General features: G+C 58.1%; 18 protein-coding genes. 14 read left to right on the plus strand and 4 right to left on the minus strand.

From position 1 onward, the window contains the following. Positions 1-77 precede the first annotated feature (77 nt). The 14 genes from QO231_RS05195 (at position 78) to QO231_RS05260 (ending at position 15,251) form a co-directional block, all read left to right on the plus strand. Entirely contained in the window at positions 78-1,082 is a 1,005-nt protein-coding gene (locus QO231_RS05195) for an NAD(P)H-dependent flavin oxidoreductase (protein ID WP_316773989.1), read from the plus strand. Then, entirely contained in the window at positions 1,083-1,733 is a 651-nt protein-coding gene (locus QO231_RS05200) for a histidine phosphatase family protein (RefSeq protein WP_316773990.1), read from the plus strand. A 9-nt stretch (positions 1,734-1,742) separates the two neighbouring features. After that, the gene (locus QO231_RS05205) at positions 1,743-2,771 is read left to right on the plus strand and encodes a phosphotransferase family protein (RefSeq protein WP_316773991.1); all 1,029 of its coding nucleotides are present in this window, start codon (positions 1,743-1,745) and stop codon (positions 2,769-2,771) included. A 31-nt stretch (positions 2,772-2,802) separates the two neighbouring features. Continuing rightward, entirely contained in the window at positions 2,803-3,606 is an 804-nt protein-coding gene (locus tag QO231_RS05210; protein WP_316773993.1) for an IclR family transcriptional regulator, read from the plus strand. A 477-nt stretch (positions 3,607-4,083) separates the two neighbouring features. Beyond that, positions 4,084-5,325, plus strand: a complete 1,242-nt coding sequence (locus QO231_RS05215) for a branched-chain amino acid ABC transporter substrate-binding protein (protein ID WP_316773995.1) — start codon at positions 4,084-4,086, stop codon at positions 5,323-5,325. Positions 5,326-5,411: 86 nt separating this feature from the next. Then, a complete protein-coding gene (locus QO231_RS05220) occupies positions 5,412-6,368 on the plus strand; it encodes a branched-chain amino acid ABC transporter permease (RefSeq protein ID WP_316773997.1) in 957 nt (318 codons plus the stop codon). Continuing rightward, positions 6,365-7,654, plus strand: coding sequence for a branched-chain amino acid ABC transporter permease (locus tag QO231_RS05225; RefSeq protein WP_316773999.1), 1,290 nt, complete (start codon positions 6,365-6,367; stop codon positions 7,652-7,654). The genes QO231_RS05220 and QO231_RS05225 overlap by 4 nt, the downstream gene beginning before the upstream one ends. Continuing rightward, entirely contained in the window at positions 7,651-8,433 is a 783-nt protein-coding gene (locus tag QO231_RS05230; RefSeq protein ID WP_316774001.1) for an ABC transporter ATP-binding protein, read from the plus strand. Before QO231_RS05225 ends, QO231_RS05230 begins: the two co-directional genes overlap by 4 nt. 1 nt (position 8,434) lies before the next feature. Then, positions 8,435-9,136, plus strand: coding sequence for an ABC transporter ATP-binding protein (locus QO231_RS05235; protein WP_316774002.1), 702 nt, complete (start codon positions 8,435-8,437; stop codon positions 9,134-9,136). A gap of 179 nt (positions 9,137-9,315) precedes the next feature. Then, entirely contained in the window at positions 9,316-10,062 is a 747-nt protein-coding gene (locus QO231_RS05240) for an enoyl-CoA hydratase/isomerase family protein (protein WP_316774004.1), read from the plus strand. A gap of 51 nt (positions 10,063-10,113) precedes the next feature. Next, positions 10,114-11,355, plus strand: coding sequence for a serine hydrolase domain-containing protein (locus tag QO231_RS05245; protein WP_316774006.1), 1,242 nt, complete (start codon positions 10,114-10,116; stop codon positions 11,353-11,355). Beyond that, positions 11,352-13,307, plus strand: a complete 1,956-nt coding sequence (locus QO231_RS05250) for an acetoacetate--CoA ligase (protein ID WP_316774008.1) — start codon at positions 11,352-11,354, stop codon at positions 13,305-13,307. Before QO231_RS05245 ends, QO231_RS05250 begins: the two co-directional genes overlap by 4 nt. Positions 13,308-13,335: 28 nt before the next feature. Then, on the plus strand, positions 13,336-14,208 hold the full coding sequence (locus QO231_RS05255) for an acyl-CoA thioesterase (RefSeq protein ID WP_316774010.1): 873 nt from the start codon (positions 13,336-13,338) through the stop codon (positions 14,206-14,208). Further along, positions 14,205-15,251, plus strand: coding sequence for an amidohydrolase family protein (locus QO231_RS05260; RefSeq protein WP_316774012.1), 1,047 nt, complete (start codon positions 14,205-14,207; stop codon positions 15,249-15,251). Before QO231_RS05255 ends, QO231_RS05260 begins: the two co-directional genes overlap by 4 nt. On the opposite strand, the gene QO231_RS05265 is transcribed toward QO231_RS05260, so the two are convergent. From QO231_RS05265 to QO231_RS05280, 4 genes are all read right to left on the minus strand, one after another. Further along, complete coding sequence (locus QO231_RS05265) at positions 15,226-15,993, minus strand: SDR family oxidoreductase (RefSeq protein ID WP_316774013.1); 768 nt, start codon at positions 15,991-15,993, stop codon at positions 15,226-15,228. The genes QO231_RS05260 and QO231_RS05265 overlap by 26 nt on opposite strands. Before the next feature lie 10 nt (positions 15,994-16,003). Continuing rightward, a complete protein-coding gene (locus QO231_RS05270; RefSeq protein WP_316774014.1) occupies positions 16,004-16,777 on the minus strand; it encodes an SDR family NAD(P)-dependent oxidoreductase in 774 nt (257 codons plus the stop codon). 4 nt (positions 16,778-16,781) lie between these two features. Next, on the minus strand, positions 16,782-18,092 hold the full coding sequence (locus QO231_RS05275; RefSeq protein WP_316774015.1) for an acyl-CoA dehydrogenase family protein: 1,311 nt from the start codon (positions 18,090-18,092) through the stop codon (positions 16,782-16,784). Positions 18,093-18,162: 70 nt separating this feature from the next. After that, positions 18,163-19,659: a class I adenylate-forming enzyme family protein gene (locus QO231_RS05280; protein WP_316774016.1), complete on the minus strand. Its 1,497-nt coding sequence runs from the start codon at positions 19,657-19,659 to the stop codon at positions 18,163-18,165. Between the last annotated feature and the right edge of the window lie 321 nt (positions 19,660-19,980).

Genomic DNA, 19,980 nt, shown 5'->3' on the forward strand with positions numbered 1-19,980 from the left:
GCGATTTCCACTTCTCATGCGCCGGTTGCCCGGACCTGCTTTGGTGGCTCCCGCGCCGCCGCACCAGGGGTGCTGTGATGGTTGCCTGGAACCGGGATGAAAGCCATTTGCCTGCGGCGTTGCGCGGATTGCGCCTGCCGCTGGTCGGATCACCGATGTTCATCGTGTCCGGCCCCGAACTGGTCATTGCACAATGCAAGGCCGGGATCATCGGGTCGTTTCCCGCGTTGAACGCCCGCGAGGCCGAGGGCGAGCCGCCGTTGCTGGAGATATGGCTCCAACAGATCAACGACGAACTCGACCGCCACAATCAGGAGAACCCCGACCGGCCCGCAGCACCCTTTGCGGTCAACCAGATCGTACATCGATCAAACGTGCGGCTGGAACGTGATCTGGAGATTTGCAACCGCTACAAGGTTCCGATCTGGATCACGTCGCTTGGCGCACGCGTCGAAGTGAACGAAGCCGCGCATGATTGTGGCGGGATCGTTCTGCATGACATCATCAACAATACCTTTGCCAAGAAGGCGATCGACAAAGGTGCCGACGGGTTGATCGCCGTGGCGGCCGGGGCCGGCGGACATGCCGGACCGCAATCGCCCTTTGCCCTGATCCGCGAAATTCGAGAATGGTTTGACGGGCCGCTGCTGTTGTCGGGGGCCATCGCCACCGGAGAGGCGTTGCTGGCGGCATGCGCGCTCGGGGCGGATTTCGGCTATGCGGGATCGCCGTTCATCGCCACCACCGAAGCCAATGCACAGGCCGAATACAAGGAGATGATCGTCACCAGCGGGGCCGAGGATATCGTGACGTCTTCGTTGTTTACCGGGGTTTCTGGGAACTACCTCAAACCTTCGATCACCGCCGCAGGAATGGATGCCGAGAACCTTCCGTCCGCCGATGCGAGTTCGATGAATTTCGGATCGGGATCGTCCAAACCAAAAGCCTGGAAAGAAATCTGGGGATCCGGGCAGGGGATTGGGGCCATCGACAAAGTCATGGATACGGCGGAGTTGGTGGACGGGATCGAACGCGCGTTTCTTGAGGTCGGGGCGCGGCTGGCCAACGAGTTCTCGACCTAGATGGCAGAGCTTCTGGTCATCCGGCATGCTCAGGCAAGCTTTGGGGCGGATAACTATGATCAGTTGTCAGATCTTGGGCATCAACAATCGGAACTGGCCGGAGAGGCCTTGCGCACATCCGGGTGGGTGCCGGACCGGTTGGTGACCGGTTCGTTGACCCGCCAGCACGAGACCCTTGCGTCCATGGGCTTTGCCGAGCCACCGGAGCAGCACGCGGGTCTGAACGAATATGATTTTCACGATCTGCTATCGGTGCGGTTTCAGGGAAATGTACCCGACCCTGTGCGCCACGATCGCAAGACCCATTTTCGCACGTTACGCGAGACCATTCTTGAGTGGCAGGCCGGTGGATTGGCCGGAGCCAGGGAAAGCTGGAAACAATTCTCAGATCGCGTTGAAAACGCCCGAAGATTTTCCACCGACACCACGGCGCGGCGGGTTCTGGTGATCAGTTCCGGTGGCCCGATTGGTGAATTGGTCAAGGCAAGCCTTGGTGCCCCGGACGCACAGATGATGGCGCTGAATCTTCAGGTCAAGAATACGTCCTGGACGCGGTTCTTCTTCAACGCCTCGACCTTTCTGCTGCATGAATTCAACGCCACCCCGCATTTCTCTACGCCGGATCGGGCAAAAATGCTTACCTTCAGCTGAGGATTGGCCATGACGAACGAGACGCAAACACTCGATCTTGAAGCGGTCGGCAGATACCTGACGCAACATCTGCAAGGGTTTTCCGGCCCCCTGTCGGCGCGCAAGTTCGAAACCGGTCAGTCCAACCCGACATTCCTGTTGATGACGCCGGAACGCAACTATGTTCTGCGCCGCAAGCCGCCGGGAACGTTGCTGAAATCCGCCCATGCCGTAGATCGCGAATTTCGCGTTCAAAAGGCGCTGGCCGGCACCGACGTGCCGGTCGCCAAGATGCATCTGCTGTGCGAAGACGACAGCGTGATCGGGTCGATGTTCTACATCATGGAGCATATGGACGGTCGCAATTTCAACGACCCGACCATGCCGGATGTCACCAACGATGGGCGTGGGGCCGTGATCGACGACATGAACCGGGTTCTAGCAGCGCTGCACATGGTCGATATCGAGGCGGTTGGGCTGTCGGATTATGGCCCGCCGGGCAGCTATTTCCAGCGACAGGTGGAGCGTTGGTCAAAACAATACCGCGCCTCTGAAACCGATCCCGTCCCGGCCATGAATGAATTGATGCGCCTTCTGGTCGAACGGATGCCGGAAGAGGATGGCCAACGCACCCTGGTGCACGGCGACTATCGCCTCGACAACATGATCTTTGAAAAGGGCGGCACGGGCTGTCTCGCCGTGCTGGACTGGGAATTGTCCACCATTGGCCATCCCTTTGCCGATCTCGCATCGGTCATCATGCAGTGGCAGATGCCGCCGGGCCGAGAGGGTCGGGGGCTTGCAGGTGTTGACCGTCAGGCGCTTGGGCTGCCAAGTGACGCCGAGTTTATCGCCCGATATTGCGAGCGCCGCGGATTACCCGAGATCGAGAATTTCGGGTTCTACCTGTCCTTTTGTTTCTTCCGGATGGCGGCGATCATTCAGGGTGTTTTGAAACGAGCGTTGGATGGTAATGCCAGCAACCCCGAGCGGGCAATGAAGATCGGCCAATATGTGCCGGTGTTCGCCGATCACGGGCTCAGAGCGCTGTCAGAATAGGGCGGCACTGTCGCTGTGAAGGGAGGCAAACATGTCGGATACAGAGTTCGGAGCCAACGCGGAGGAGGCGAAGGATCGCAATTTCATCACGGCGCTTGCGCGTGGTCTGGATGTTCTGCGGTGCTTTCGCCCCAATGAAACCGATCTGACAAACAACGATATTTCCGAACGCACGGGCCTGCCAAAACCCACGATTTCACGCCTGACACATACGCTTTGCAAACTGGACTACCTGGTAGCGGATGCGCGCACCGGAAGCTATCGGCTCAGCGCTGGTGTGCTGCAGTTGGGCTATGGTGTGCTGTCGGGAATGGAGATCGGGGAACGCGCTGCGGATGCAATGCGCGCGTTGCGCAATGGTCCAAACTCTTACATCACCTGCGCGCTGGCGGAACGGCATAGAATGGATGCGGTCTATGTTGCCGTGCAAAGATCACGGGAGGAGATTTCGCTGACAATGCATGTGGGCTCACGACTGCCCCTGTTCTTTTCCGCGGCCGGACGGTCAATACTTGTCGGGATGAGTGACAGGGATCGGGCCGCAGTATTTCGATATGCCAATGAACGTGACCCGGACGGGCAGGAGGCACGTCAGAGCAGCATCGAACGGGCGATGGATGAATACAAGGCGAACGGCTTTTGCACCGGATACGGCGACTGGCGTCCAGATGTAAATGGCATTGCGGTTCCGGTCTATTCCCTGAACGGTGCGCGGGTCTATGGTTTGAATGTGGGCGGGCCGGCGTTTCATGTCAAAAAGAAGCAACTTGAACAGCACTACGCCAAGAGCCTGATTGATGCGGCTCAGACTCTGAGTTGCCGCCCGTCCGGTTAGGGCACGCCACAGAATCGGCTCAAAAATTGTGGAACCCGATTTTACTCTGCGGAACAAATACCGGTTCTCACGCTTGCGATGATTAGGATATCTTGATCGATCGCGGCTGTCTGCTGCTCGTTCTGGAGCAATCCGCTGACCGCGATTTGACATGCCCGACTCTTAAACCTGCATGCGGGAGTTGCAGCGAGTCTTTCCCGGAAATTGATCAGATTTATGGTTTGAAAACATATATATATTTTGATTTCCTAACGTGTTTTTTTCGCTGTCGATCTCCAGCAACAGGCAACTCGATGGGCAGGTGGTTGCGCGAGCAACCTTGATATCGACGGTGGTCATTTGCGACCACGGAGTTACGCCGCGTGAGGCACTGTAGAATGCTTGACTTTGAACGCCGATATGCAACTCTTCGCGCAGTGCTTGACGTAAGAAATGAACACCGAGAACAGTCAAGCTGCGTGATAGGGAGAAAACGACATGCGCATCACCACCAGAGTAGGTGTATCCAGCGTTCTGGCACTGGCCATCAGTGCAGGCGCGGCATTTGCCGAGAACATCAAGATCGCGTTCATCGACCCGCTGTCGGGGCCATTTGCCAGCACCGGGACAAACGGATTGAACCAGTACGAGTTCGCGGCTCAAAAGCTCGTCAACGAAAAGGGCGGGGTTCTCGGTGGCGATATGTTCGAGATCGTTGGATTTGATAACAAGATCAGCCCCAAGGAATCCCTGATCCAGCTTCAGGTCGCCATCGATCAGGGCATTCGGTACATCGTACAGGGCAACAGCTCGGGCGTCGCCAACGCTCTCACAGAAGCCATTGAAAAGCATAACAAGCGCAATCCCGATACCCGGGTGCTGTTCCTGAACTATTCGGCGGTCGATCCCGCGCTAACCAACGACAAATGCAATTTCTGGCATTTCCGCTTTGATGCCAACGCCGACATCAAGATGGACGCGCTGACGGATGTGATCGCGCAAGACGAAAGCATCTCCAAGGTCTATGTCATCGGGCAGGATTATTCGTTCGGCAAGGCCGTCGCCGCTGCCGCTGTCGGTATGCTCGGGGAAAAGCGGCCCGACATCGAGATCGTCGGCAACGAGTTGCATCCCATCGGCAAGGTGAAGGACTTTACCCCTTACGCGCGCAAGATCGTCGCTGCCGAAGCGGATGCCGTGATCACCGGCAACTGGGGCTCCGACATGCTGGGCCTCGGCAAGGCCGTGATCGAAAACGGCTATACCGGCCCGATCTTCAACTATTATGCGGGTTCAGACGGTATTACCGCAGCCTTTGGCGAAAGTGGCAAAGGCATTCTGATGCAGGTTTCGGAAGGCAAACTGAACCCGCCGGAAGAATCCGCCATGGAGTATTTTTCTGCGTTCCGTGAGAAGTATCCAGAATCCGATACCTCGCAGCCCCGGATCACCAACGTCATTGAAATGCTCGCGAAGGCGATCGAGACCGCGGGCACTGCGGATGACGTGGTCGCCGTCGGAAACGCCCTTGAGGGCATGGAGCATGAGTCCATCTGGGGCGGAAAGGTCTATATGCGTCCACAGGACCATCAGGCCATTCAGGATGTTCACATCATGGCGCATACCAATGAAGGTGTGCAGATCGACTTCGACAATTCCGAGTTCGGTGCGGTTACTGTCAACACCGTCGAAATGGCGGCAATGGACAGTGACACCACCTGCAAGATGAAGCGTCCCTGACAGCGGCACGCTAACCCCTATCCCTGAAATCTCGGGGGTAGGGGCCTTTCACATTCCACCTATATCATTCCGCCGGGGAGACTGAGATGGATCTCATACTCGTCAATCTGATCGACGGGCTTGTCACCGGATTGCTGCTGTTCATGCTGTCCGCAGGGCTGACCCTCATTTTTTCGATGATGGGAGTCCTGAATTTCGCCCACGCCAGCTTTTACATGTTGGGAGCCTATTTCGCGTACCAGATCAGCACCTTCATGGGGTTCTGGATGGGGTTGCTTCTGGCCCCCCTGATCGTCGGTATCGCCGGTGCGGGCATTGAACGCTATGGATTGCGAAAGGTGCACCAATATGGCCATGTTCCAGAGCTCATCTTTACCTTTGGACTGGCCCTGCTGATCGAAGAGGTGGTGCAATTCGTCTGGGGAAAGAGCCAGATGCCGTATAATCCGCCCGAAATTCTGCAATTCACCCTGTTCTCGATCTCTGGCAATTCGATCCCGGCCTACAAGGTGTTCATGATCTTCGTGTCCATCGCCATTTTTCTGGCACTGCTCTATATCCTTACGCGAACGCGGGTTGGAATGGTGATTCAGGCCGCGCTGAGCTATCCGAAAACGGTCGAGGCCCTGGGGCACAACGTGCCTCTGGTTTTCATGGGCGTGTTTGGCGTTGGAACCGCGCTTGCGGGCGTCGCCGGGGTTATTGCCGGTCCGGTTCTCGGGACCTTTCCGGGCATGGCCTTTCTGTTGGGATCCATCGTGTTCGTAACCATCGTGATCGGGGGGTTGGGATCGCTGTGGGGGGCGCTGGTTGCATCGCTCCTGATCGGCTGGATCACCACCTTCGCGGCAAGCTACAACGTCGCCATGGCTGACATCCTGATCGCCATGGGTTTTGAACAACCCATCGATCTGTCCGAAAGCGCCTGGCGGGATTTGTGGTCCCTGACCTTGCCGCAGATCGGGCCGATTCTGCCCTATCTGTTGATGGTGCTCATTCTCGTCTTCCGCCCCTACGGGTTGTTTGGAAAGCGTGACGTATGAGCGACATGGCAAACAAGAGCGCGACCACCCGCCGCAGCGGCATCACGCTCGCTATGGCGATGCCCTGGATCCTGGCGACTGTGATCCTGGCGATTGTTCCCTTCGTCTTTGCATCCAACAGCGCCATCACGATCATGAACCAGATGGCGATCACCATCATTTTTGCCCTGGCCTACAACATGCTGCTGGGGCAGGGCGGGATGCTGTCCTTTGGTCATGCGGTCTATATGGGCGTCGGCGGCTTCATGTGTGTTCACATCATGAACTACGTCGAAGACTATAGTCTGCCCCTGCCACTGCCGGTGCTGCCGCTGTTTGGGGGTTTGTTTGGTCTGGGATTGGCCACGATTGTCGGCTCCTTCTCGACACGCAAGGCGGGCACCGTGTTCGCGATGATCTCGCTTGGGGTTGGCGAGTTGATCGCGGCCTGTTCGGTAATCATCGTCGTCTTTTTCGGCGGTGAGGAAGGTGTCAGCGGCGACCGGACCTATGGGATGCCGGTCTTTGGGGTCGAGTTCCTGCAACAGATCGAGGTCTACTACCTGATCGCCTTCTGGCTGCTGCTGTCTGCATTCCTCATGTATCTGTATTCGCGCACCCCGATCGGTCGGATGGCCAACGCGGTTCGCGACAACCCGGAACGGGCCGAATTTCTCGGATATTCCGCGCGTTGGGTCCGGTTCTTTTCCTTCTGTGCGTCCGGCTTTTTCGCCGGCATTGCGGGCGGCCTGTTCGCGATCAACTATGAAATTCTGACCGAAGAAAATCTGAACCTTGTGCAATCCGGCTGGATCTTGTTGATCACCTTCCTTGGGGGGGTCGGGTTTTTCTTTGGGCCAATCATCGGAGCGGTGTTGTTCACACTGCTGCAAACAGTGCTCAGCCTCGAAACCGAACTCTGGCAGCTTTATCTGGGTGCGCTCTTTGTCGCGACGGTGATGTATTTTCCTGGCGGCATGGCCGGTATTCTGATGATGCATGTTCCCGCCATTCGGCTCGGCAAGGCGGGATTGCTGGTTGTACCATATATCAAGACATTGCTTCCGGCAGTGATCGGCACTCTGGGCTTGGCGGCGTTGATCGAGACAGTCTTTCACGTTCGGCATGCAGCGACCGGTGAGCATGAAATGACGCTGTTCTGGATGACATTTGACAGTCACGCCGTGTTGCCCTGGATCACGATGTTTGCCGTGATGGTTGTCAGCTTCTGGATAACCCGCCGAAATCTGCCAGAGCTGAAAGCCGCGTGGCACGACGCCAATACGATCGGAGGGAATCCGTCATGAGCAGTCAGCCGGGACAGGCCGGGACGCCCGCGCTTCTGATTGACGACCTGCGCAAGAGCTTTGGCAAGACCGAGATCATTCGGGGTGTGAACCTGTCCATCGCCCGAGGCGAGCGGCACGCCGTGATCGGGCCGAACGGCGCAGGGAAGTCGACCCTGTTCAACCTGATCACCGGTCGATTTCCGTGCAGCGGCGGAAAGATCAAGCTACACGGTCAGGATCTGAAGGGGCTGGCACCGTTTCAGATCAACCGGATGGGCCTGAGCCGCTCCTTTCAGATCACCAACATATTCCCGAACATGAGTGTCTTCGAAAACGTCCGCTGCTCGCTGCTCTGGAGCCGGGGATACAGGTATTCCTTCTGGCACATGGTCAGCAAATCCCGCGAACTGACCGAGGCCACCGACGCGGTACTTGAGCAGATCAACCTGACGGAACGTCGCGAGTTGCCCGCCGGGACGCTGTCTTATGCGGAACAGCGCGCGCTTGAGATCGGGATAACGATGGCGGGGGGTGCGGATGTGATCATGCTGGATGAACCAACCGCCGGTATGAGTCATTCGGAAACCGATTACATCATGGATCTGATCCGGCAGGTGACGGTCAACAAGACGCTGATCATGGTAGAGCATGACATGGGCGTCGTCTTTGGATTGGCCGACTATATTTCGGTTCTGGTGTATGGCGAGATCATTGCCACCGGTCGTCCCGAAGAAGTGCGCGCCAACCCAAAGGTACAAGAGGCGTATCTGGGCGCGGCATTGGAGGCGGAGCACTGATATGCTGGAAGTCGAAGATCTTCACGCCTACTACGGAAAATCCCACATTCTTCAGGGCGTGAATATGAACATTCAGGAAGGCGAGATTGTTGCCCTTCTGGGTCGCAATGGTGTCGGGCGCTCGACCACTTGCAAGGCCATCATGGGCGAGGTCCCACCGCAGGGGTCCGTGCGTTTCAAGGGGCAGGAACTCGCAGGCAAGAAAGCATTTGAAGTTGCCAATCTCGGGTTGGGATATGTCCCTGAAAATCGCGATATTTTTCCGGGACTGACCACGCGGCAGAACCTGATCCTTGGCCTCAAACCAGGCCAAAAGGATGGGGCCGGGCGCTGGTCGATGCAGGACATGTTCGATCTGTTCGAGAACCTGCAGAACCGCGCCGATGTCGAAGCGTCGGTATTGTCCGGTGGTGAGCAACAGATGCTGACCATGTGCCGGACCCTCATGGGTGACCCGGATTTCATCATGATCGACGAACCGACCGAAGGATTGTCGCCGCAGATGACGCAAAAGGTCGCCGAGTTGCTGCAGGAAATCGCAAGGCGCGGGATCGCGACGTTGCTGGTGGAGCAGAAACTGGCCATCGCCATGGACATCGCCCACCGCGTATATGTCATGGGGCACGGGCAAGTGGTCTTTGAGGGAACCCCGGATGAATTGCGCGCCCGGGAAGATGTGCGCAAGGAATGGCTCGAAGTCTAGGCACAGACACTCACGCATGTCTGCCTGATGAGGAGCAGGATGGATAACTGGCAGCCCATTGCAAGTCCTCCTGATTTCTCCCGTCTCTGTCGGTTGAGATCTTGCCATCAAGACCGGATAAATGATGGGCAGGCCGCCCGGTGCACTGTGGAACGGCGAGCTTTGGAGGAGGCGTCACAATGGATCATTTGTTCCGAACCGATCACGGAAACGGCGTAGCTGAGATCACGCTGCGCCGCGCACCCGTCAACGCGTTGAGCGCTGGATTCCTGATGGATTTTGCCGATCTGGTTGGAGACATGATCTCTGACCAATCCGTAAGGTCCGTTGCAATTTCAAGTGATTTCAAGGTTTTTTCTGCGGGTCTGGATCTGATTGAAGCGCAGAAATTCGATCTGGACGCACAGAACGCCATCGTCAAAGGGTTGAACGTCGGCTTCCTGTCCCTGTTTGCCTGCCCGAAACCCACGGTTGTGGCCGTCAACGGGGCAGCGATTGCCGGGGGTCTGTTCTTTGTACTGGGCAGCGATTTTCGTTTGGCAGCACCCAACGCAAGATTTGGGCTTGCCGAGGTTCGTGTCGGTGCGGATTTCCCGGTGGGACCGCTGGAGATCGCGCGCGCGACGCTGGACGCCAACCTGTTGCGAAGCATGATGCTGACCGGGCAACCGATTGATGCAGAAAAGGCGCTGGCCGCGGGGATAGTGGATGAAATCGTCGCGGAGAAACACCTGAAATCAGCTGCAATTGCGCAGGCGGCAGAGATGGCAACCCTCCCTCCGCAAACCTTTGCAAGCGTAAAACGCCAGATCCGGGGCGCGGTTTGCGACAGGATCGAGCGTGCGATGGCAGATGGCGGGAATACTCCGGAGGGGGGCTGGTTCAATGATGAAACAGTCGCCGCGATGAAACAGATGATCGGATAGCAGAGCTTTGCAGCGCATGGCGTTGAGGGCAAAAAGATGGGGCGAATTGACATGCAGACTACCAACCCGGAAAGCTCTGGATTTGACCGCAAGCGGCTAGATCGGATTGCAACGTGGATGGATCGTTACGTTCAGGATCGCAAATATCCGGGATCATCGGTTCTGATCGCGCGCGGTGGGCAGGAGGTCTATTTCAACGCGGTCGGACAGCGAAATATCGACGCGGCGCTTCCGTTCGAGCGCGATACCGTGGCCCGAATCTACTCGATGACCAAGCCGATCACCACCACCGCCGCAATGACGCTGGTCGAAGAGGGCCTGTTCCATCTCGACGCGCCGGTGTCTGATTTCCTGCCTGCCTTCAAGGATATGACCGCGCTGGTGCCCGGTGCCGAACGGCTGGATCAGGTCGAACCCTGCGCAAGTCCAACGGTTCACCAGCTCATGACACACACAAGCGGGCTGAGCTATCCTTTCAATCCCGGCGTGCTGTCGCAGGAAATGGATGAGCAGAAGATCATGTTCGGCCCAAACCAAGGGGTGCTGGCCGATATGGCCGATCATCTGGGGGCACTGCCGCTGGCGTTTCGCCCCGGCAGCCGTTGGGAATACTCGGTCGGGATTGATATTCTCGGACGCATCATAGAGGTCGTATCCGGGCGGCCTCTGGATGTCTTTTTTGCCGAGACCATTCTCGATCCGCTAGAGATGGCAGAGACCCGGTTCTCGGTGCCCGAAGGAAGGGGTGACAGGTTCGCGTCGCTCTATACGCCCCTCACGGGCAGCGCGATGGATCTGAATGCTGCGGAAAAAGGCGCAGATACCTTGCGACTGACGGACGAAGCGGGGTCCTCACCATTCGAGACGGCAACCATGCACTCGGGTGGCGGCGGTCTTGTCGGCACGATCGACGACTACATGACCTTTGTCGAAATGCTGCGCCGGGGTGGATCCAGCCCAAGTGGGCGGATCCTGTCGCCACGCACGGTCGCATTCATGATGCGCAATCATTTGCCCGGAGATATCGCTTCGATGGGTCCGCAGAGTTTTGCCGAACAACCGATGGAAGGCATGGGCTTTGGCCTTGGCGGATCGGTCGTGCTGGAGCCCGGCCGCGTTCGCAGCCCGGGCAGCGTCGGTGATTTCAGCTGGGGCGGCATGGCATCCACCTTCTTCTGGATCGACCCCGTTCTGGATTTGTCGATCGTCTTCTTCACGCAGCTTTCGCCGTCCAGTTCCTATCCCGCGCGTCCACAACTCAAGGCGCTTGTACATGGGGCGCTGATGCAATGACCGATACACGCCCGGTGCTCTGGACACCCACGGACGAGCAATCCGAGGGCACCCGATTGGCTGCCTTCATCGGATGGCTGGAAGAGACGCGCGGATTGGGCTTTTCCGATTACAACGTCCTTTGGCAGTGGAGCGTTAGCGACCTTGAGGGCTTCTGGGCCGCCATATGGGACTATTTCGATCTGCAAAGCAGCACGCCCCGCACCGCAGTCCTGGAACATCGCAAGATGCCCGGCGCCGTATGGTTTCCCGGCACACATCTGAATTTTGCAGAGCATATGCTGCGACAGGCTGCCAAGACACCGGAGCGGACAGCCTTGATCGTGCAGTCCGAGACCTTTGGCGAAACCCGGATGAGTTGGGCCGATCTATCTGCACAGGTCGCCAGTGTTGCGGCACGGTTCCGGGCGATGGGCGTGGGGCAGGGTGATCGTGTGGTCGCTGTTCTGCCGAATACCGAAACCACGATGATCGCATTTCTTGCCACTGTCAGCATCGGTGCGATCTGGTCGCTCTGTGCCCCTGATATGGGGCATGTGGCCATTCTGGACCGGTTCAGACAGATCGAACCCAAACTGCTGATCGCGCAGGATGGGTATGTGCATGGTGGCAAGATCATCGACCGACGAGAGGTGCTGAACGACATCGCGGCGGGGCTTGCGTCACTGGAAGAGACCATCTGGGTCCCTGTTGTCGGATCGGTTCCCGATGGTGGCACCGCATGGTCGGAATTGACAGGTGGCAGCGACGACCCGGTCTTTACACAGGTGCCTTTCGATCATCCGCTGTGGATCGTCTATTCCTCCGGCACCACCGGCAATCCCAAGCCCATTGTGCATGGGCATGGCGGGGTTCTGATCGAAGGGGCCAAACAATCGTTGCATCAGGATCTGGGCGACGAGGATCGGTTCTGCTGGTTCACATCCTCCGGCTGGATCATGTGGAATGCACAGATGGTCGCGTTGGCGCGCGGCGCGACACTGGCGCTGTTTGACGGGGCCCCCAACCATCCCGACCTATTGGAACTCTGGCGGTTTGTCGCTAAACACCAGCTGACGTTCTTTGGAGCAGGCGCGGCCTTTGTGACCACCTGCGTCAAGGCAGGTATCCGTCCCGCGGACACGCTTGATCTGGGCGCGCTGCGCTCGATTGGCGTGACCGGCTCTCCGCTGACATCCGATGGGTATGACTGGATCTATGACGCGGTAAAGTCGGATGTCTGGCTGGCCCCGTTTTCCGGCGGCACCGATCTGGCCGGGGCATTTGTCGGGGGCAATCCGATGATGCCGGTCCGAGCGGGCGAGATGCAGTGCCGGTTCCTTGGCAATGCCGTCCGCGCCTTTGACGATGACGGCAACGACCTGATCGGACAGGTGGGTGAACTGGTCTGCACCGAACCGCTCCCGTCCATGCCTTTGTTTTTCTGGGGGGATGAGGATGGCACGCGCCTGCATGACAGCTACTTTGATACCTATCCGGGCGTCTGGCGGCACGGAGATTGGATCGAGATCACCCCAGAGGGCGGCTCGATCATCTATGGGCGGTCGGATGCCACGATCAATCGCAAAGGTCTGCGCATGGGCAGCGCCGAGATCTATCAGGCTGTAGAAGCCCTGCCCGAGGTGATGGATTCGCTTGTTGTCGATCTGGAGTATCTGGGCCGTGAAAGCTATATGCCGCTTTTCGTGGTCCTGTCTGACGGGGCAGCCCTGACTGATGCGCTGCGAGAACGGATCAACGACGCCATCCGTACATCGGTCTCTGCGCGGTTTCAGCCGAACGAAATCGTGGAGATCGCCGAAGTGCCACGGACATTGTCAGGCAAGAAGCTGGAAGTACCGGTGAAAAAGGTGTTGTTGGGCGGGGATCCGAAGAAGGTGGTCAACCGCGATTCCATGGCCAACCCGGACAGCTTTGACGCGTTCGTCGTCTATGCGCGATCGCGTGCTTGAAATTCGGCCCGGAAAGGAAAAGAGATCAATGACCGGTGTCGGACAAGAACTGCTGAACCTGCTGGATGTTGAACAGCTCGAAGTCGATCTGTTTCGCGGGATTGGCTCCGGCGGCGAAACCACGATGCGCATATTCGGCGGGCAGGTAATCGCACAGGCGCTGGCCGCTGCGTACAAGACCGTCCCCGATCGCCTTTGCCACTCGCTTCATGCTTATTTCATTCGGCCCGGTGATCCGTCGATCCCGGTGATCTACAGCGTTGATCGCGCACGGGACGGCGGCAGCTTTACCACCCGGCGCGTTGTTGCGATCCAACACGGGCGGCAGATCCTGAACATGTCGGCGTCATTCCATGTGCAGGAAGACGGCTGGGATTATCAACATCCGATGCCCGAGGTCGAAGGCCCGGAAGGCCTTGTTTCCCACGCCGAGCGGCGGGACGAGTTTGCCGAGCATATGCCCGAGAAATTTCGTGCAGATTTCCTGCGCAAACGCCCGATCGAAATTCGCGAAGTTGCTCCGCGCGATTTTCTGACGCCTGAACCCGCTGGTGATGTGAACCACATCTGGTTTCGGATGCCGGATGCGGCAGGAGCCGACGCAAAGACACAGCATGTCCTGCTGGCCTATGCGTCTGACATGTATCTGCTTGGCTCGTCGCTGCGCCCGCATGGGTTGACCTGGTTTCAGGGCAAGACGATGACGGCCAGCCTCGATCACGCCATGTGGTTTCACGCGCCAATCCAGTTTGAGAACTGGCACCTCTACGCGATGGATGCGCCGTTCACCGGTGGTGCGCGCGGGTTCAACCGGGGATCCATCTATCGTCAGGACGGCACGTTGGTCGCCAGCGTGGTACAAGAGGGCCTGATGCGCCCGATACGGAAGCCGGAGGCATGAACGACGGGCGTCGGTATCCGAACTGGACGCCGGGGATCGAGTTGCGCGAGGATTGGCTTGCCTCTGTACGGGAAGACATCATCGACCCAGAGCGGGAAATCGTTGACCCGCACCATCACCTGTGGCGGCACGGCGATGCGGTCTATGAACTGGACGCGCTGCACAGCGATACCGGGGCCGGGCACAACGTGGTTCAGACCGTCTATGTCGAGTGCCGTTCGTATTATCGCAGCGATGGTGATCCGGCGTTTCACCCGGTTGGGGAAACGGCCCATATCGCCAGGCTGGCCGCCTCGATTCCCGCAGGCAAAGCCCGGATCGCGGGGATCATCGCACATGCCGACCTGCGGCGACCGGATCTGTCCGATCTTCTGGACGCACATGTAAAAGCCGGGCAGGGGCGGTTGGTCGGTATTCGCCATTCGGGCGCGCGTGATCCCGAACCACACAGGTTGATGATCCCCGGACGGGGCGATGATGGGCTGTATGCCGATCCCGACTTTCGCCGGGGTGTCGCCCTGCTGGGCGAGCGCGGTCTGACCTATGACACATGGCACTACCATCATCAGGCAGACGCGTTTCTGGCGCTTGCAAAGGCCGTTCCGGGCACGACGCTTGTGTTGGACCACCTTGGTACGCCGCTTGGGGTCGGACGCTTTGCCGGTCGGCGCAATACGGTCCATGCGGTCTGGAAAGAGGATATGACGGCACTGGCGCGCTGTCCGAATGTGATGGCCAAACTGGGCGGGCTGTCGATGCCCGACAACGGGTGGGCCTGGCATGAACGGCATCGGCCACCGTCGTCAGATGAACTCGTGGCCGCACAGGGCGCATGGTTCCGGCACATGATCGCGTGCTTTGGCCCGGAGCGCTGCATGTTCGAAAGCAACTTTCCGGTCGATCGCGTCTCGGTCAGCTACGCGGTTTTGTGGAACGCCTTCAAGAAAATCGCAATGGATCATGATGCCGATGCACAGGCCCACATGTTTGCGGGTACTGCGCGTTCGGTCTATGGGCTCAGCCCGCTCCGTATATCCGGTTGAGCTTGCGCATGCCGCCGATCCAGCGGTCGTAATTTTCGGTTTTTAGACGCATGTATCCGAGAACTTCGGGATGCGGCAGGACCAGAAAGGTCTCCTCGTTGATCGCTCTTACACAGGCATCGGCGACGACCTCGGGTTCCAGCATCCCGTCCATCGCTGCGACAGACCCTTCGTGGCCCCGCGTCATTTCACTGCGCACGGCCTGCGGGCAGAGAACGGAGACGCGGATGCCCTGATCCGCGTGGCTGAGCGCCAGCCATTCCGCCAATCCGACTGCCGCGTGTTTGGTCACGCCGTAAGGCGCGGCCCCGACCTGGTTCAGCAGTCCGGCGGCAGAGGCGGTGTTCAGCAGATACCCGCCACCCCGCTCGATCATCCGGGGAACCAGATGGCGCGCCGCCCAGACATGGGACATCACGTTGATATCCCATATCCTCTGCCAGTCTTCGTTGGGCACCTCCATGCCCCCAAGCGTCAGAATCCCGGCATTGGAACAGAACAGGTCAATCGGCCCGATGTCGCTTTCAACCCTGTCGATCAATGCCGCGATATCGCCTTCACGTCCGACGTTCACCTCAAAGGCGACACCATCGACCTGCTCGGCAGTTTCGCTCGCCCCCTTCAGGTTGAGATCGACACAGACCACAGTTTTGGCACCCTTCGCCGAAAACCGCAGCGCCAGCGCACGTCCGATCCCGCTCGCGGCACCGGTGACGACAACAATCTTGTCCTTCAACTCCATAATCTTATCCTCATGTCCACATGTTGGAGCCACCGCACACTGTCAGCGCCTGTCCGGTCATATAGCGGCTTGCATCCGATGCCAGGAATACGGCAATCCCTTCGAAGTCTTCAGGCTCGCCCAACCGACGCAGCGGGATATCCTTGCGGATCCGCTCTTCAACCTCGGGCTTGTCCCAGAGTTCGCGGGCGAAATCGGTCTTGACCAAGCCCGGACAGATCGCATTCACGCGTATGCCGTCGGGTCCGAATTCTGCTGCGAGGTTGCGCACGAGTCCAATCAGCGCCAGCTTGGACATGCCATAGGTGCCCAGCATTTCCGACGGCTTGAACGCTCCGATGGAACTGGTGAACATCATCGATCCACCGCCCGCCTGAACCATATCGGGGGCCGTCATCCTTGCGAGCCACAGATTGGATTGTACGTTTGCCGACATCGTCTTTTCATAGGCGTCATCCGGAATGCCTGAGGTTGGCCCGTAGTATGGGTTTACCCCGGCATTTCCGACGACGATATCAATCGGGCCGGCGCGCGCATGCGCGGTGTCCACAAGCGCCTGCAACTGCTCTTTGTATCCGATATTGCAGGCCACGGGAATGGCGCGCGCCGCGCCCGTGTCCGCATTGATCTGCGCCGCGGCGGCATCCAGTTGATCCTGCTTGCGTGCCGAGATCACGACCATCGCGCCTTTGCGCGCCAGAGCCGTTGCCATGTGCAAACCCATGCCCTTGGAGGCCCCGGTGAGCACCGCGACCTTACCTGTCAAATCAAAGAGATCTGCCATTTTTTCAGGGCCCCTCGAACATTCTGCCACGGGCCTGTCCCTTGCCATCGGACTTGCGATGGTTCGAGTTCTGGAAATCCTTCACTTCGGCACGTGCGACGACGTGATGGTGCACTTCGTCAGGACCATCAGCAAAACGCAGCGTGCGTTGCCCGGTGTACATTTCCGACAGCGGGGACCATTGCGAAAGCCCGGTGGCCCCATGCACCTGCATCGCCTGATCGATGATCTGGCAGACCTTTTCGGGCACCATTGCCTTAATCATGCTGACCCAGATCCGCGCCTCCTTGTTGCCAAGCACGTCCATTGCCCGCGCGGCCTTGAGCACCATCAGGCGCATCGCCTCGATTTCGATCCGCATCCGCGACACGGTCTCCATGTTCTTGCCGAGATCGATGATCTTCTTGCCAAACGCCTCGCGGGACACTCCGCGTTCGATCAGCAGGTCCAACGCCTTTTCCGCCTGGCCGATCGAGCGCATGCAGTGGTGGATGCGTCCGGGTCCCAATCGAACCTGGCTGATCTCAAACCCGCGCCCTTCACCCCAGAGCATATTGGTGGCAGGCACGCGCACGTCGGTCATCTTGATGTGCATATGCCCATGCGGCGCATCATCGTGCCCAAAGACGCACATCGGGCCGACAATCTCGACACCTGGCGTATCCATCGGCACAAGGATCTGGCTCTGCTGACGGAAGGACTCGGCCTCTGGTGAAGTCTTGACCATGCAGATCATGATCTTACAGCGCGGATCACCGGCACCGGAGATATAGTATTTCTCGCCGTTGATGACCCATTCATCGCCATCGAGAACCGCGCTGGTCGAGATATTGCGCGCATCAGAGCTTGCGACATCGGGCTCGGTCATCGCGAAACAGGAGCGGATTTCGCCAGCGAGCAAGGGCTTGAGCCATGTCTCTTTCTGTTCGGGCGTTCCGACCCGTTCCAGAACTTCCATGTTTCCGGTATCGGGTGCCGAACAGTTCAGGGTTTCGGGTGCCAGCGGGCTCTTGCCCAGTTCCGCTGCGATGTAGGCATAGTCCAGGTTTGACAGCCCTTCGCCGGTTTCCGCATTTGGCAAAAAGAAATTCCACAGCCCGGAGTTCCGCGCCTTGACCTTGGCACTTTCCAGCAACTCAAGCTGACCCGGTGCATACGACCAGCGATCGGCGCGACCTTCTCCGAGACGATAGAATTCGTCTGTAATCGGATCGACGTTCTCTCTAATATGTTTGACCACGGCGGCCAGCAATGGCTTGGCCTTGTCAGACATTTCCAGATTGTTCAGCTCCAGTGGCGTGTTGTCATGGACCATATGGGATCCCCTTCCTGTTGATATCAGTCAAACCTGTTCAGTTTCACGGCGCGCGGCCAGCTCGGCGCGTTCACGAGCATCTCTTCCTGTCATCCAGTGTCGCCAGACATTGTTCGCGCAGCGTGCGGCGATCGGTCTTTTTGGTGGCGCCACGGGGCAGGGGTGTCGCCTGCATCCAGATATGCCCAGGCACCTTGAATGGCGCGATATGTTCGCCGAGAAACCGGGTCAGATCGTCATGTGTCACCGGTTGGCCTCTTTCCGTCTGGACGACAGCACCGACAATTTCGCCTAACCGCTCATCCGGGACCGAAAACGCGCATGCCTCGATCACCGCAGGGTGCCGGTGCAGTGCTTTTTCGACGTCCAGACAGGCGATGTTCTCGCCGCCGCGGATGATGATGTTCTTGCGGCGATCAACAATGGTGACATAGCCCTCATCGTCAATGTAGCCCAAATCGCCTGTGCGCAACCATCCGTCCTGAAACACCTCTGCCGTTGCGTCGGGCTTGTTCAAGTAACACCGCATGTTACACGGACTTTCTACCGTGATTTCACCGAGCGATCCGGGTGGGACATCTTGCCCGCTTTCGTCAACAAACTTCAATTCCTGGATCGGCGGACAGAGGCGTCCGGAAACGCCCGGCCGTCTCACATATTCATCGCCGACCATCCCGATCCCGTTGGTGTTGGTTTCGGTCATGCCCCATCCGGTTGCGACATCGGCATCTGGAAACGCATTCGCGATATCCGCAACCTGCGCCGGTGGGCGCTTGGCTCCACTGGAACCGATATTATCCAGACTTTCCAGAGAGATATCCAGAGTCTTTGCCGCTCTGGCCAGTTCAATAGATTGTGTTGGTACACCCAGAAACCGCGTGATCTTCTCTGACTCAACAAGCCTTGCAGCAGTGATGGCATCCCATTTCTCCATCAGCATCAGCTTTGCTCCCGCAGGTATGCTGAGAAGAAACAGGGGATGCGTTGCTGTGACGTGGAACAACGGTGTGACGATAAGAGCCGCCGGACGATGGGGCGTTGATGCGTCGGGGGTGGGAGGATTGATCAACGGTGCCAATTCGGCCTGCATCAACCAGGTATGAACAGCATTCATTGCACCACGATGGGTCTGAACCACACCTTTGGGATGCCCTGTGGTGCCGGAAGAGTACATGATTGCAAAGTCGTCATCGGTGTCGATGAGGATATCAGGAGCGTGCGCAATGGACGCGCGATTGATCAGGTCGGAATAGCACGCCTCTGTCAGCGTCTCGGCATCCCGAACCCCGATCACTGTCAGATCCATCTCGTTCACCAATGGCATCAGTCTCTTGCAGCGCTCCGCATCCGCAAAAACCAGCGGCGCGCGACTGTCTTCAAACACGTATTTTAGCTCTTCGGTCGTCCACCAGGCATTCTGGAACACGGTGACACCGCCGAGCGATGCGATTGCAATGTTCTTGAACGCACGGTAATGAACCCTGCGAATTTCTACGGTTTCCACCTCAAAGCCCGGTTTGGTCATGGTCACGCGGCGCACAGCCTCGTTCAGCGATATCGCTGTCACAAATTCGAACCGAACGATCCGGTGCGGCCCAGGCCACACAGATCACACATCTGACTTCCTCCCTAGGCATAAGCGACCGCTCGGTCACGGTGGTCCGGACATCAGCGACTCTGCCGGTTGAGGAATGTTAGACCGGATCGAAAGAACTTCCAATGGTGTACCGCATGACGAAACTGCGTTTCGCTAGGTATTGGCCTCGTCCAATTGGATCATAATTCACATAATTTTGCTTAATTTAACATAATACTGATTATAGGCTTTTCGAATGTAGTCGCAAAGCGATAATGTCCCACATCTGCAAAATAAAGGTGTCACACTTCC

It is taken from the genome of Sedimentitalea todarodis, from assembly GCF_032595355.1.
In the GTDB taxonomy this organism is placed as follows: domain Bacteria; phylum Pseudomonadota; class Alphaproteobacteria; order Rhodobacterales; family Rhodobacteraceae; genus Sedimentitalea; species Sedimentitalea todarodis.